The following is a 14,670-nucleotide window of genomic DNA, read 5'->3' on the forward strand; positions in this document are numbered from 1 at the left end:
ATGCGGCTGCGCCCGATCCCGATAGCCTTATGCGTGATGGTCGCCGCGGTGGCGGCAGCGTCGTTGGTCGGCGTACGACAGGCGGCGCGGGCGGAGGCGGGCGTGGTTAGCAGCAGCAGGACTGGCGGGCCGCGCTATGGCCTGTCGACGGTCGGGCTGAGCTATCCCTTCGCCGCGGCGATCGCCAAGGGGTTCAGCGACGCGGCGGCGCGCGCCGGGGCGAGCGCGGTGGTGCTCGACGCCAAGGGCGACGTCCAGAAACAGGCCAACGACATCGACGATCTGATCGCGCAGCGCGTCGCCGGAATCGCGGTGATGCCGCTCGATTCGGTGGTTGCGCAGGGCTGGGTTCGCCGAGCCAATGCGCAGAACGTGCCGATCGCGGCGGTCGCGGCATTGGTCGGCGATCCCAAGGCGCGATCGGTCGAGGACGTCTATCCCGGCCTCATGGCGCTCGCCTCCCAGGACGAAGTGGCGGCGGGGCGCGCGGCGGGGAGCCTGGCGCTTCGCTGGCTGCCGCGCGACCGGCTGGCGCGGATCGCGATCATCGAGGGCGCGGCCGGATTCCCCGAGGTCGAGCAGCGCGCCCGGGGATTCCGCGCGGCGCTCGACACAGCAGGCGCACGCTACGTCGTCGTCGCATCGCAGCCCGGCAATTGGACCAGCGAAGGCGGCGAGGCAGCGTGCCAGAACATCCTCGCCGCGCACCCCGATATCGACCTGTTCTACAATGAGGCCGATGACATGATGATCGGTTGCGCGCGCGCGGTCCGCGCCGGCGGCTCGTGGGCGCGGCTGATCGGGGTGGGCGGATCGAAGCTCGGCATCGCCTCGATCAAAGCCGGCGCGGTCGACGGTACGGTCTGCTTCAAGCCGGAGGCGCTCGGTGCCCTGGCGTTCGCGGCGCTCCATGACAGGAATGGCAATACGCCGCGCTTCCGCACCTATCCGATCCCGGCGGTCACGCGCGCCACGATCGGCGAATGCGTCGGGCAATGGTAGACGCGCCGCTCCTCCAATTGCGCGGGCTGGAGAAGGTCTGGCCCAACGGCACCATCGCGCTGCGCGGGGTCGATCTGACGGTGCGCGCAGGCAAGGTTCATGGGCTGCTCGGCGCGAATGGCGCCGGCAAGTCGACGCTGATCAAGGTGCTGGCGGGCGCGATCCCGGCGAGCGGCGGCAGCATCGAGTGGCGCGGCGAGCCGGTGCGCTGGACCAATCCGCGCGCCGCGCGGGCCGGAGGCGTCGCCACCATCTATCAGCATATTCCGCTCGTCCCGACCTTGTCGGTGCTCGAGAATATGCTGCTCGAGCAGCGCGGCGGATGGCGCATCGACCGTGCCGCGCGCGACCGGGCGATGGCGGTCGCGCAGTCGCTGGGCGACCCGTTCGATCTCGATGCGATCATCGGCGACTTGCCGATCGGCACGCGCCAGATGGTCGCGATCGCGCAGGGGCTGATGAGCGACCCCGCCTTGCTGATCATGGACGAGCCGACCGCGTCGCTCGCGGGCGACGAGCGCGAGCAGGTCTATCGCACTATCCGCCGACTGGCGGGCGAGGGGCGGGCAATATTGTTCGTCTCGCACTTCCTCGATGAGATCGTCGCGCTGACCGACGAGGTCACCGTGCTGCGTGATGGCCGTGCGGTGCTCGACGCGCGGACGGCGGACCTCGACGAAGCGGCGATCGCGGCGGCGATTGCCGGGCGCTCGGTTACGGCGCTCGAACGAGTCGAGCGGCCCCCTCCGGCAGGTGACGCGTTGCTCGATGTTCGCGACCTCGCCTCGCCCGGAAAGCTCGCGCCGACGACTTTCTCCATCGCTGCCGGGGAGATCGTCGGCATCGCCGGCATGCTCGGCTCGGGTCGCAGCGAATTGCTCCACGCGATCTTCGGTGCCGATCCCGCGGCGCGGGGCACCGTCCTGCTCGGCGGGGAGGAAGTGGGCCGCGATCCGGCCGAAGCGGTCGCTGCGGGCATCGCTTTGGTGCCGGAGGATCGCGCTGCGCAGGGATTCATTCCTGGCATGACGATCGCCGAGAGCATCGCTTTGCCGCATAATGGCTGGCTGATCGCGCCGCGTCGCGAGCGCGCTGTGGCGACCGCCGCGATCGACGATCTCGCGATCAAGGCGCCCGATGCAGAGGCTTTGGTGGGCGAACTTTCGGGCGGCAATGCGCAGAAAGTGGTGATCGCCAAATGGCTGACCCCGCGCACGCGCCTATTGCTGCTCGACGAGCCGACCGCCGGGATCGACATCGGCGCACGCACCGACATCCTGCGGCTGATCCGTCGCCTTGCCGATCAGGGATTGGCGGTTTTGCTGGTCAGCTCGGAATTCGAGGAATTGCTCGCCGTCACCGATCGCGTCCTGGTGATGCGCGACGGCGCGATCGTTGCCCAGGTCGATCCGGCGACGACTGACGAGGCCGGGCTGATCCAGCTCGCCAGTGGAACCCAATCCAGAACGGACATCGCCGCATGACCCGAACCATCGACTGGCGCCGGACCTTCGGTCTGCGAGAAGCGGGCGTCTATTACGCGCTGCTGATCCTGCTCGCGTTGCTCGCGGCAATCGCGCAATCGCGCGGCTTGCCCAATTATTTGTCGTCGCAGAATCTCGGCAACATCGTCTACCAGGCATCTTTGGTCGGGATCATGGGCGTGGCGATGACGGTGATGCTGATCACCGGCGCGTTCGACTTGTCCGTGGCGTCGGTCGCGGCGCTCGCCGCGGCGGTGTTGGTCGGTCTGGCACCGAGCATCGGCTTCCCGCTGGCCGCTGGTGCCGCGATCGTCACCGCGATCGCCGTCGGCATCTTCAACGGCGCAGTAGTGCAGTTCATCGGGATCAATGCCTTCATCGTCACGCTCGGCACGCTCACCGCGGTCAGGGGGCTGGTGCTCGTCCTGACCGATGGACGCTCGCTGATGGTCGAGCGCCCCGACGTGCTCGAGCAGATGCTGGCGTTCGAGAGCACGCGCGTGCCGATCTTCTGGGCTGCCTTGCTGTTCGCGGTAGCGCTGCTGGCGCTCGCGGCGTGGAAGAGGCGGCCGCTTGACGCGCTGGCGGGCGTGGTCGTCGCGGTGCTGGCGCTGCTCGCGGGGAGGGATTTCACCGTCGCGGCGCCCGTCGTCTATCTCGCGTTGTTCACCGTCGCGGTCTGGGCGGTGCTGCGTTTCACCGTCATCGGGCGGCGCATCTACGCGGTCGGCGGCAATGCCGAGGCGGCGCGGCTGTCGGGGATCAACGTCCATGCCTACAAGCTCGGCGCCTTCGTCCTGTCGAGCGCGGCAGCCGGGTTCGCCGGCGTGCTGTTCGGTTGTCGGTTGGGCGCGATCAACCCGACCGCGCTCCAGGGTACCGAACTCACCGTGATCGCCGCCGCGATCCTGGGCGGCACGTCGCTGCTGGGCGGCGCGGGCAGCGTGCTCAAGACCGTGATCGGCGCGCTATTGCTGTTCACCCTGACCAATGGATTCAACGTGCTCGACCTCGGCGCCAGCTATCAGGGACTGATCGAGGGCGCGGTGGTGATCGCCGCGGCGGCGATCTACACGGTCGGTGGTGATCGCCGGCGCGCGCGCCGCGCCGCGGTCGATACCGCGCCCGCCGCTCCTGCCGTGGCGGAGGCCGGCTAATGGCGAAGCTCCGCATCGCGGTTCGCCGCTTTGGGCCGTTCGAAAGCGCGATTGCCGCGCAATTCGCCGATTTTGCGCGCAGCTATGGCGTCGAGGCCGAACTCGAGACGGTGCCGATGGACCTCAACCCGTTGCACGAAAGCGTGATCGGACAGCGCGGCCTTGCGACCGGCGCATGGGACATCGCCTTCCTCAACACCGACTGGCTGGCCGAGGCGGTTGCCGACAATCTGCTCGAGGATCTGACGCCGCACATGGCGCGCGCACCGATCGCCGATTTTCCCGACGCCTGGAGCCAGTCGCTGACCGGGCTGCAGCGGTTCGATGGTGGCTTTTGGGCCATGCCCTATCACGACGGACCGGAATGTCTCATCTATCGTAAGGACTTGATCGCCGAACCTCCCGCAACTTGGGAGGAGTTCCACGCCCTCGCGCGCCAGCATCACGACCCCGCCGGCGGCCGCTGCGGCACTGTGCTGGCGTTGTTCCCCGACGGGCACAACAGCTTCTACGATTTCTGCATCCAAATCTGGTCGCGCGGCGGCGAAGTTTTCGACGCCGACGGCCGGCCGGATTTCACCTCCCCGGCCGCACACGCCGCGCTCGATTTCCTCCGAATGCTGGCGGCCGACCAAGATGCGATCGCGCCCGACTGCCGCTCGCTGGACAGCGTCCAATCGGGGAGCCTGTTCGCCGAGGGCAAGGTCGCGCTGATGGCCAATTGGTTCGGCTTCGCTGCCTATGCCGATACCGCCGCGGACAGCCGGGTGCGCGGACTGGTCGACGTCGCGCCGCTGCCGGCGGGGCCGGGCGGGCGCAGCGTGTCGCTCAACGTCTTCTGGGTGCTCGCGATCGGATCGGGATCGGCGAACAAAGAACTCGCCTGGGATTTCCTCCGCCATTGCGCCACCGCGCCAATGGACCGGCTGACCACGACAGAAGGCGCGATCGGCGTGCGGCGCTCGACCTGGACCGATCCCGAGATCAACGCGCTCATGCCTTATTATCACCGGCTCGAATGGCTGCACGAACATGCCCGCGAGATGCCGCTGACGGCGGACCTGGCGCGGATCAGCCATATCGTCGACGATCTGATGACCGCGGCGGTGACGACCGATTGCGCGACCGCCGAGCTGCTTGCCGAGGCACAGGCAAGGGTGGCGTCATGACCGCGCTCCAGCAGCAATGGCCGATGCCGTCGGCGCCGCGGCCGATCGTCATCATCGGGACCGGCGGCATCGTCGCCGACGCGCATTTGCCTGCTTATCGCAAGGCCGGCTTCCACGTCGCCGGCCTGTTCGATCTCGATCAGGAGCGTGCCCGAACGCTCGCGGCGCAATGGGACGTGCCGCACGTCTTCGCCTCGATCGCGGAAGCGGCGAGGGCCGATGCGGTATTCGACGTCGCCGCGCCGCCGGTCGCGCACCGCGCGATCCTCGAGGCGCTGCCCGTAGGGGCGGCGGTGCTGTTGCAGAAACCGATGGGGCTTGACCTCGCCGAAGCGACCGCGATCCGCGACACGGCGCGGGCGGGCGGGCTCATCGCGTCGGTCAATTTCCAGCTACGATATTCGGCGATGATGCTCGCAATCGCCGATGCGATTCGACAGGGTCGGCTCGGCGAGCTGGTCGAGGTCGAGATACGTATCAACCTCGTCACGCCCTGGCATCTGTTTCCGCATCTCAAGCCCAATCCACGGGTCGAGATCGTCAGCCATTCGATCCATTATCTCGACACGATCCGCGCCCTGATCGGCGACCCGCAAGGCGTGTTCGCGCGGAGTTTCGGCCATCCGTCGAGCGAACTCGCCGACACGCGGACGTCGATCCTGCTCGATTACGGCGACACGCTCCGGGTGCTGCTGTCGATCAACCATCATCACGATTTCGGCCGCCGTCACCAGGACGCGAGCTTCCGGGTCGAGGGCACAGACGGCGCGACCCAGGCCAAGCTCGGCGTGCTGCTCGATTATCCGGCGGGCGAGCCCGACGAACTCTGGCTCGCCCCGCGTGGCGGACCGTGGGAGCAGGTCGCGCTCGCGGGCGCCTGGTTCCCCGACGCGTTCATCGGCCCGATGGCCAATCTCCAGCGTTTCGCCGCGGGCGAGGACGAGGTGCTTGCTACTCGCGTCGATGACGCCTGGCGGACTATGGCGCTGGTCGAAGCCTGTTATAGGGCGGGCAAAGTGCCCGGCACTCCAATTCCCCAACTTTGAGGACCAAGACGTTGATCGACCTGACTGGAAAGACCGCCCTTGTCACCGCTGCCGCACAAGGCATTGGCCGCGCCTCGGTGCTGGCACTTGCCGCCGCGGGCGCGCGTGTCATTGCCACCGACGCCAACGAAGCGGGGCTGGACGGCTTGGCCGGCGAGCGGATCGAGACGCGCCGGCTTGACGTGCTCGACCCCGAAGCGGTCGCGGCGCTTGGCGACGAGACGATCGACATCCTGTTCAATTGCGCGGGCGTCGTCCACGGCGGAACCGTGCTCGAGACGAGCGATGCCGATCTCGATTTCGCATGGCGGCTCAACGTCATCGCGATGACGCGGACCTGCCAGGCGGTTCTGCCCGGCATGGTCGAGCGCGGCGGCGGCGCGATCATCAACATGTCGTCGGTGGCGTCGAGCGTGAAGGGAGTGCCCAACCGCTTCGCCTATACCGTGACCAAGGCGGCGGTGGTTGGGCTGACCAAGTCGATCGCGGCCGATTTCGTCGGCAATAACATCCGCGTCACTGCGATCTGTCCGGGCACGGTCGAGACACCGTCATTGCACGATCGTCTGTCCGCCGGCGGCGATTATGACGGCGCGCGCGCCGCCTTCATTGCGCGCCAGCCGATCGGCCGGATCGGCGCGCCCGAAGAAATCGCCGATCTGGTCGTCTATCTAGCAGGGGCGACCTACACGACTGGGCAGGTGCAGATCATCGACGGTGGGTGGACGATCTGAGGCGAGTCTTGTCCCCTCCCTGCAAGGGAGGGGATTAAGGGGTGGGTGAGCATCGACGAGGCTCGATGCCTCGTCGATGCTGTTTTGCCGATCAGCTGGTTTTTTTGGGCGCGCAGACGCGCGCACCCACCCCCAGCCCCTCCCTTGCAGGGAGGGGGAGCTCCCAGGTCAGGTCACCAGTGCGCCGTCCACGCCCCTGACACCGCGGACGATCACTGCGTCCATCGCCGCTGCGGCGGCCTGGGGATCGCGCGCTTCGATCGCGTCGACGATGCGTTCGTGCTTGCGCACTACCGTTTCGTGCTGGGCAAGGTCGCGGACCGGCGAACTCAGCGTGAAGGATTCGACCAGCGCGGTCTCGATCACCGCGGATAGCGCGCGCATCAGCATGTTGCCCGATGCGGCCCCGATCGCGCGGTGGAATTCGAGGTCGGCCTCGGCGAAATGTCGCCGGCTGTCAGTCGCGGCACGCATATCGGCGATGCAACGGCGGAGCTGCGCGATGACCTCGCGGTCGGCATGCCCGGCGGCGAGCGCGGCGGCGCGCGGCTCGATCGCTCGCCGGATCTCGGCGAGGTCGTTGCTCAATTTCTCATCGAACCCCTGCGCCACTTTCCACGACAGCACATCGGCGTCGAACAGGTTCCAATGGGTCTCGTCGAGCACCTTGGTACCGACCCGCGACTTGGAGGCGATCAGGCCCTTGGCGGTCAGCGTCTTGAGCGCCTCGCGCAATACGGTGCGCGAGATGCCGAACCGCTCGAGCACATCGGCCTCGTGCGGCAATCGCGTGCCCGGCGGATAGACGCCCGACATGATCTCGATGCCCAAAGCGCGGGCGACCTGGTCGTGGTTCGACCGCGCCTTGCGGTTGAATTTGTGGAAGCTGATCTCGGCTTCCATCGGGGTAGCCGGCCTGCGCCGAGAGGTAGAGCGGATGGTGCCCGGCTCGCGTATTTCGCGGTCAGCCATCGGCCAAAGTCCGGAAGTGGATAGCGTTCGTCCCCATGTTCTTTTCCCCGCCCAACTATGACGCCGGTCACGCATAAAGCAACCGCGCGCGCCGCCAGAAAACGACAATTAATATGACAAATGACTTGGCCCCAATTGAGCAGGACGATAGCGTGATTTCGCAATGGCCGGGCGTAAGCCGGCGACGCAGGAGCAGGACAATGGAGAGGGCCGAGTTCGACCGCCGGGGCATCCTCGGCATGGCGGCGGGCGCCGCCGGCGCGCTGGCGCTTCCCGGCTTCGCGCGCGCCGCCACCGATCCGGCCGCCGATTATCGCACGCCGTACAAATATCCGAAGCTGATCCTGGGCGGATCAGGTGTCGCCGGAGAATTCGACGCCAAATCCGTCGATTGTCCGTTCGTCTTCTCGGCCAATGACAAATTCTATCTGACCTATGTCGGCTTCGACGGCGACGGCTATCAGACCGGCATCTGTGAATCGACCGACCTGCTCCTTTGGACGCGCAAGGGCATGATCCTCGCACGCGATCCCAATGATCCGGTCACCCGCTACAATATCGCCTCCGCCTCGATCCTGCGCGAAAACGAGCTCCAGTCGCCGGCGCGGCTGGTCAAGATCGGCGGACGGTATCTCGCCGCCTGGCACGCTTATCCCGGCGCGGGATATGAGCAGGGCGCGGCGGTAATCGGTCTCGCCTGGAGCGACGATTTTCTCCGCTGGCAACGCGGGCCGGTGATCCTGCGACCGGAGGACGGCGCCGAGTGGGAACGCGGCGGGCTCTACAAGCCGTATCTGATCAAGGAGGGGGACACCTTCTACCTCTATTACAACGCCAAGACGACGGGCACGCCATGGGTCGAGCAGACCGGGCTCGCCACCTCGAAGGATCTCAAGACCTGGACGCGTCACCCCGGCAATCCGCTGATCCGCAACGGGCCCAATGGCGCTCCGGACGCGCGCTTCGCGAGCGACCCAGTAGTGGTGAAGCATCGTGGCGAGTGGGGGATGTTCTATTTCGGCCGCGCCAATGACGGCCCGTGTCGCGAGTTGCTTGCGCTCGGGCGCACGCCGACAAGGTTCGAGAAAGTCGACGAGGTGCTGCTCGACATCGGCGCGCCGGGCTCGATCGACGAGAAATTCGCCCACAAACCCGCCGTGATCTATCACGACGGCGCTCTCTATCACTTCTATTGCGCGGTCAGCGGCAAATGGCCCAACGACACACGCGGCCTGGCCGTGGCGCGATCCAAACCCTGGTAGACGTCGCGCTCAGCTCAAGCGGATGAACCGCGCGCTGCGTAGCAGGACGGGTCCGAGCAGGCCGGATTCGAGCAGCGGCGAGTCCGCCGAATAATGTTTCCAGGTGGTGAAGGCGACCCGTTGGCCGGATGGTTTGGGACGGCCGTCGCGATACCAATCGGGTAGCCGCTCGATCCCGCCATCCCAGCCGAACGCATTGACCGTATAGGCGTTCTCGGACGGAAAATGTTCGTCTCCGATTAGGCGGTTGGGCCAGAGGTTGGTGACGTGCACCTCGAGCAGATTGTCGCCGGCGCGCACGGCATCCGTTACATCGATGCGGAAGGGCGGCTTCCACAGCGCGCCCAAGGGTTTGCCGTTGACCACGACGCGCGCAATCACCTCGACACGGCCGAGATCGATATACAGCCGCCGGTCGCTCCCCAGGGTCGAAGCCGGAACCGCGAACCGCGTCCGCCAGGTCGCCGTGCCGGAAAAGTGCCGGACTCCGAAGTCGGCATGCCGATGCAGCGACGCGAGGCGGTCGAGGGTGATCGCCGCCGGCGTGCCGAGGTCGGGCGGGAAGGAGACCTGCCATGGACCGGCAAGACCGACGGGCGAGGGGATCGTGGCAGCATCGATTTGCCGGTCGCCAAGGGCGTACCGTCCCGCCTGCCAGAGGAGCAGCCCGCTCGGGACGATTTCGCAGGCAGGCGGCGCGGTGGGCGCCGGGGGCTGTTCGGCGGCGAGGCGGCCGATCGCCGATCGATCGAGTACGTCCCGATGCAGCCTCAGCCCGGCGCTGTCGCCTTCGAACAATCGCGGCTGGTTGATCGTGGCGTTGAGCAGGGCGTGGAGCCGCGCCTTTATCGGCAGGCCGGTGGCGACCGGCTTCCCGTCGAGGAACAATGCGGTGCGGCCATTGTCGGCGGTCAGCGCGAGATGAGTCCATCCCGCGATCGGTGTCGGTGCCGACAGCACCGCGCGATAGCTGTCGCCTTCATTGGCATAAGCGATGACGCCGTTGCGACCCGCCGATAGCGCAACGGTGGCGTTGCCCGCGCCGTAGATCGTCTTGCCGGCGGGCGGATCGATCAGGAAGCTGGCGCCGGCGATCCCCAGCGTCTCCACGTTCCCACCGCGGGCGAGCGCGACGGCGCGTCCGGCCGCCAGTTTGGGTTCGGGGTTGGGCACGGCCATGTCGGGACTGATCGGCCACAGTTCGACCTCGGGCTTGATCCAGGCCGAAATCGTGAAGCGTCCCTCGGCCTCCTCGCGCGGGGCAGCGGGATAGGCGGCAGTCCGCAGCACTTCGGTCGCCGGTCCGCGCAAGGTGGGCGCACCCGACGCGGCGCCCGGCTTGCGGAAAACGACGAAGCACGAGCCTGCCTCGTCGAGCCGAAGGGCAACGCGGATATGGCCGTCAGCCTGTTCGTACACCGGCAGGGAATGGGTCTCCCCGGTCATCGGGTCCCAGCATTCGGGCTGGCGCCCGGCAATGCGGAAAGTTGCGACCAGATCCTCGGGACGCCGCCGCGCGTTGGACATGAAATAGATTTCCGCATCGGCGGTGCGGCGATGGATCCAGTGGATCTTGGCGTCGTTGGCGCGGGTCGAGATCGCGACGTCCGCCGCGAACCCCGCCTCAGCCAACACCCGCTCAAGCGACACGCCCCAGAAAACGCGTCCCTTGCCGCAGGCGCGCGATGTCCGCGTCTTGCCGTCGAGGTCGCCCCACAAGCCGCTTGCCAGCCGTTTCACCTCGGCATCGCTGTTCGGATAGTCGTGCAGCCCGTGCGAGCGTTCGACCCGCGCGCCGACCAGCCACATGCCCGCTCGGACCAGGTCGTCGATCCTGGCCAATGTTTCGCGCGTGATGCGCGGGTCGTCGGGCATCACCAGCAACCTGTAGCGCATGCCGTCGGGCAGCACGATGTGATTGCCCTCGATCCGCGCGCGTTCGTGCAGCACATCGGCGCCGCACACATCGTAATCGTGCCCCGCCGGGACCGAATGCGGCAGCCTGGGCCGCGGGCCCGACAAGGTGGCCGCGATCGGCTCCTCGATATCGACCGGGCATTGCACCGGAGAATTCTCGCCCGTGAAGAACAGGATATCGGCGACGAAATTGCCCGAGGACAGCATGTGCTGACAGCGCGTGGCATAGCTCAGCCACGGTTTGGCCTCGTCGAACCAGGTGTTGGTCCGGTCGAAATGGAATCCCCAGGGGCCCATCGTCATGCCGGGCCGCGCGGTCGGGTGCGGCTGCTGGGCATAGCGGTGGAACACGAAATGGTTGAGGCCGAGTGCGTACATCTCGTCGCCCAGGCCCTTCATCGCATAGGGATGCTCCTGCCAGCGCGACTGAGCCGGGCGGCCGGTGAAGGATTCGGCGCCGACGAAAGTCTTGCCCTGAACGTGCGCGGTGGTCGCGGCGACCTTGACCGAATAAGCGGCGGCGCCGCCGCGCACCCAGAATTCGCCCATCAGGCTGTCGACCTTGGCGCCGGGACGCTGGTCGTCGAACGGGCCGTTGCCATAGGGCTCGGTGAAGGACAGCAATCCGTGCTGGCGGCACAGATCGTGGAAGCGGCCGTAATAAAGGTCTTCCATCAGGATCGCCTGAAGGCGGCGCATGTCCCACAAAAAGCGTTCGGTCGTCTCAGGGTCGCCCACCAGCCGGCCGGTCAGTGCGGGCATGTATCTGGTCAGCGCATAGCCGCGCCGTGCCTCAAACTCGCGCGGCATGGCCGCGGTCCAATTCTGCATGCCGACTTCGTAACTGTCGATCAGCACACCCGCGAGCTGGCGTCGGCCGAGCCGCTCGAGCGCGGGGAGCAATTCGCGAAAATAGGCGTCGAAATGGAAGTCGAGCGCGTCGGCACTGAATTTGTCGCATTCCAGGCCGATGCCCGCGGTCGCGGCGGAAACGTTGCGCGCTCCCGTCGCGGTATGGCCGAAGCGGAGGATGGTCCAGGCGCCTTTGGGTGGCGTCCAGCGCAACCGGCCGTCGGCATCCATAAAGCGACTGAGGTCGATCACCTGTGCCGGATCGATCGTGGCGCCCTGGTCAGACGCATCGGGCGTCTCGCCGATATTGGCATAGCGCCCCCAGCCGCCTTTGGCGCCGATGTCCGCGACGCGCGGATCGGTCGACAGGCGGAGTTCCGAGAGGCGGCAGGCGGCCGGTACACCCAACCGGTAAAAGCGCGCCGCGGTCTCCGCGAAATTGGCGACGATCGGCGGCGTGGTGTGGACGCGCCATGTCGGTACCGGCGCATGGGCGAGCCGACGCCAAGTCCTGCCGTCATCCGACGCCTCGAGCGTGAAGGCGGCCGAAGGCGAGAAATTGGCGTTGTCCTCCGGCGGCGCAGCCTGCAGTAGCATCGAGCGAGCGCGGTAGGGCGCGGCGAACTCGACCACGATTTGTGATGGCGAGTCTCCCGGTTTGACGTCGAACGCGGTCGACCCGTCGCCATCGGTGATCAGCCGGACGTCGGCAGACGTGCCGTTGAGCGTCGCGCGGACGATCTGGCCGCGCGCGGCGGCGCGGTCGCCCGAGAGCGCCGGATAAGCGATCACCATCGCGTCGCGATAATGATCGAGCCGGGTGAACGGGCGCGGCAGGACGCGGTCGATCGGAGCGCCGTCATCAACCATTATTTCGCTCCACACGAGTTGCTGCATCCCGCGCTCGGGCGTGATCCACGGGCCGCCGCTCGACGACCAGCCGGGGCAATTGTGCAGGACGAGTGTCAGCCCCAGCCGACCGCATTCGTCGGCGGCGTGACGGATCATCTTCACCCATTCGGCGCTCAGCGTCTTGGCCGGCCCCTGCGGAATACCGCAGCCGACATCGAACATGTGGACGCCGCCGACTCCCACCCGCGCCAGCGCCTCGAGATCTAGCGTGATCCCCTCGGCGGTGACGTTGCCGTTCATCCAATGCCACCAGGTGTGCGGGCGCGCATCAGGGCCAGGCGATCGGAATTGATCGAGCAAGGCGTCGTCGCTCGCGGCCTCGCTCATTTCGGGCCAGCTCAGCGTGACCGCGAAGCTGCCCGCGGCGGCGCCCGCCAGGAATTCGCGACGTCCGAGTCCCATAATCCTCTCCCGCCCATCGTTGGCGCTTGAACGTCGAATAATGTAATATGATACGATAATAAAGCTTGATCGGCCCGGGCGCGGTGATTTAGATCACGAGCCTTGGCGACGGGCATCAGCCGCGCGCTTTGACCGGGAGAGAGAGAGCGATGGCCACGCTGATCAAGAGCATCGCGCGCGGAGCGGCAATGTGCGCCGCACTGGCACTGGCGGCCTCTTCCGCGTCGGCCGAAATCCCGGGCTATCAGGCCAGGCTCGCCACCAAATTGACCAACGTCAAAACGGGAATCGCGAAGGGGCCGTTCAAGTCCGACTGGGATTCGCTGCGCGCCGGTTATCGCACCCCGGATTGGTTCCGCGACGCCAAGTTCGGCATCTTCATCCATTGGGGAGTCTATTCGGTCCCGGCCTTCGCCAACGAATGGTATTCGCGCAACATGTACGTGCCGGGCAACGCCGCCTACGAGCACCAGGTGGCGACTTACGGCCCGCAATCGAAGTTCGGTTACAAGGACTTCATTCCACAGTTCAAGGCGGAGAAGTTCGATCCTGCCGCCTGGGTCCAGCTCTTTTCCGACGCCGGCGCGCGCTACGTCGTGCCGGTCGCCGAACATTGCGACGGCTTCGCGATGTACCAGTCCGACCTCACCGAATGGGACGCGGCCGAGATGGGTCCGCATCGCGACGTGGTCGGCCTGATCGCCAAGGCGGCGCGCGCCCGCGGCATGCATTTCGGCCTGTCCTCGCACCGCGCCGAGCATTGGTGGTGGTATTATATGGGGCGCACGTTCGATTCCGACGTGAACGATCCGAAATATGCCGGCCTTTACGGCCCCGCCGCGCCGATGGGCCTGCCCGCCGACGGCCCGACCAACTGGCCCGATGGCAACCAGCTCCAGGAATGGCTGCCGCCGAGCAAGGCGTTCATGGACGACTGGATGGGGCGCACGTCGGAGCTGATCGACAAATATCATCCCGAGTTGATCTATTTCGATTGGTGGACCGCCGCGCCGATGTTCGAATCGCGGATGCGCGACACAGCCGCTTATTATTACAACCGCAGCGCGAGTTGGGGCGCGCCGGGGATCATTGCCTATAAAGGCGGTCAATTCGCCGAGGGCAGCGCCCTGTTCGACATGGAACGCGGCAAGACCGACCAGCTCAGGCTGACGCCGTGGCAGTCCGACACGTCGGTCAGTCTGAAGAGCTGGGGCTATGCCAGGAACGACAGCTATCGCACCCCGCAATCCCTGGTCGCCGACCTGATCGATATCGTCAGCAAGAACGGCAATCTGCTGCTCAATGTCGGCCCCAGGTCGGACGGCACCATTCCCGACGAGATCGTCTCGGTGCTCAAGGGAATGGGCGGCTGGCTCAAGGTCAATGGCGAGGCGATCTACGGCACGCGCCCGTTCAAATATTTCGGCGAGGGGCCGACCAAATCGGGCCAGGTCCGGGTCGGCGGCCAGGTCGAACAGTCGGCGATCAAGGGTTTCACGGCGCAGGACATCCGTTTCACCACCAAGGGCAACGCCGTTTACGCGCTTGGGCTGGCGCGGCCGTCGGACGGGAAGGTGCTGATCAAGACTCTCTATGCCGGAACCCCTTATCTCGATGCGCCGATCAGGAGCATCGAACTGCTCGATGGCGGCAAGATCAGCTGGCAGCAGACGCCGCAGGGGCTGAAGGTGAGCCTGCCCCTCGCAGTCGACGGGTCCTTCCCCTACGCGCTGCGTATTCGAACGCATTGATCACCGACTG

Annotated in this window: 10 protein-coding genes; 8 read left to right on the top strand and 2 right to left on the bottom strand. The window is 66.7% G+C overall.

Going from position 1 to position 14,670, the window contains the following annotated elements; translation table 11 throughout:
• From AC1DQQ_RS05130 to AC1DQQ_RS05155, 6 genes are read left to right on the top strand one after another with little or no spacing between them, the layout of a single operon-like run.
• The gene (locus AC1DQQ_RS05130) at window positions 1–1,002 is read left to right on the top strand and encodes a sugar ABC transporter substrate-binding protein (RefSeq protein WP_478044441.1); all 1,002 of its coding nucleotides are present in this window, start codon (window positions 1–3) and stop codon (window positions 1,000–1,002) included.
• The gene (locus AC1DQQ_RS05135; protein ID WP_478044442.1) at window positions 996–2,486 is read left to right on the top strand and encodes a sugar ABC transporter ATP-binding protein; all 1,491 of its coding nucleotides are present in this window, start codon (window positions 996–998) and stop codon (window positions 2,484–2,486) included. Before AC1DQQ_RS05130 ends, AC1DQQ_RS05135 begins: the two co-directional genes overlap by 7 nt.
• Window positions 2,483–3,643, top strand: a complete 1,161-nt coding sequence (locus tag AC1DQQ_RS05140; protein ID WP_478044443.1) for an ABC transporter permease — start codon at window positions 2,483–2,485, stop codon at window positions 3,641–3,643. The genes AC1DQQ_RS05135 and AC1DQQ_RS05140 overlap by 4 nt, the downstream gene beginning before the upstream one ends.
• Entirely contained in the window at window positions 3,643–4,812 is a 1,170-nt protein-coding gene (locus tag AC1DQQ_RS05145; RefSeq protein ID WP_478044444.1) for an extracellular solute-binding protein, read from the top strand. The genes AC1DQQ_RS05140 and AC1DQQ_RS05145 overlap by 1 nt, the downstream gene beginning before the upstream one ends.
• Window positions 4,809–5,858, top strand: coding sequence for a Gfo/Idh/MocA family protein (locus AC1DQQ_RS05150; RefSeq protein ID WP_478044446.1), 1,050 nt, complete (start codon window positions 4,809–4,811; stop codon window positions 5,856–5,858). Before AC1DQQ_RS05145 ends, AC1DQQ_RS05150 begins: the two co-directional genes overlap by 4 nt.
• An 11-nt stretch (window positions 5,859–5,869) precedes the next feature.
• A complete protein-coding gene (locus AC1DQQ_RS05155; RefSeq protein WP_478042065.1) occupies window positions 5,870–6,592 on the top strand; it encodes an SDR family oxidoreductase in 723 nt (240 codons plus the stop codon).
• Window positions 6,593–6,760: 168 nt separating this feature from the next.
• On the opposite strand, the gene AC1DQQ_RS05160 is transcribed toward AC1DQQ_RS05155, so the two are convergent.
• Complete coding sequence (locus tag AC1DQQ_RS05160; protein WP_478044447.1) at window positions 6,761–7,495, bottom strand: FadR/GntR family transcriptional regulator; 735 nt, start codon at window positions 7,493–7,495, stop codon at window positions 6,761–6,763.
• A 269-nt stretch (window positions 7,496–7,764) separates the two neighbouring features.
• On the opposite strand from AC1DQQ_RS05160, the gene AC1DQQ_RS05165 reads away from it, so the two are divergent.
• Window positions 7,765–8,826, top strand: coding sequence for a glycoside hydrolase family protein (locus AC1DQQ_RS05165; RefSeq protein ID WP_478044448.1), 1,062 nt, complete (start codon window positions 7,765–7,767; stop codon window positions 8,824–8,826).
• A gap of 9 nt (window positions 8,827–8,835) precedes the next feature.
• On the opposite strand, the gene AC1DQQ_RS05170 is transcribed toward AC1DQQ_RS05165, so the two are convergent.
• A complete protein-coding gene (locus AC1DQQ_RS05170; protein ID WP_478044449.1) occupies window positions 8,836–12,909 on the bottom strand; it encodes a glycosyl hydrolase in 4,074 nt (1,357 codons plus the stop codon).
• Between the two features lie 149 nt (window positions 12,910–13,058).
• On the opposite strand from AC1DQQ_RS05170, the gene AC1DQQ_RS05175 reads away from it, so the two are divergent.
• Complete coding sequence (locus AC1DQQ_RS05175) at window positions 13,059–14,660, top strand: alpha-L-fucosidase (protein ID WP_478044450.1); 1,602 nt, start codon at window positions 13,059–13,061, stop codon at window positions 14,658–14,660.
• Window positions 14,661–14,670: the final 10 nt, after the last annotated feature.

It is taken from the genome of Sphingomonas sp. P4_G3 (genome assembly GCF_056401105.1).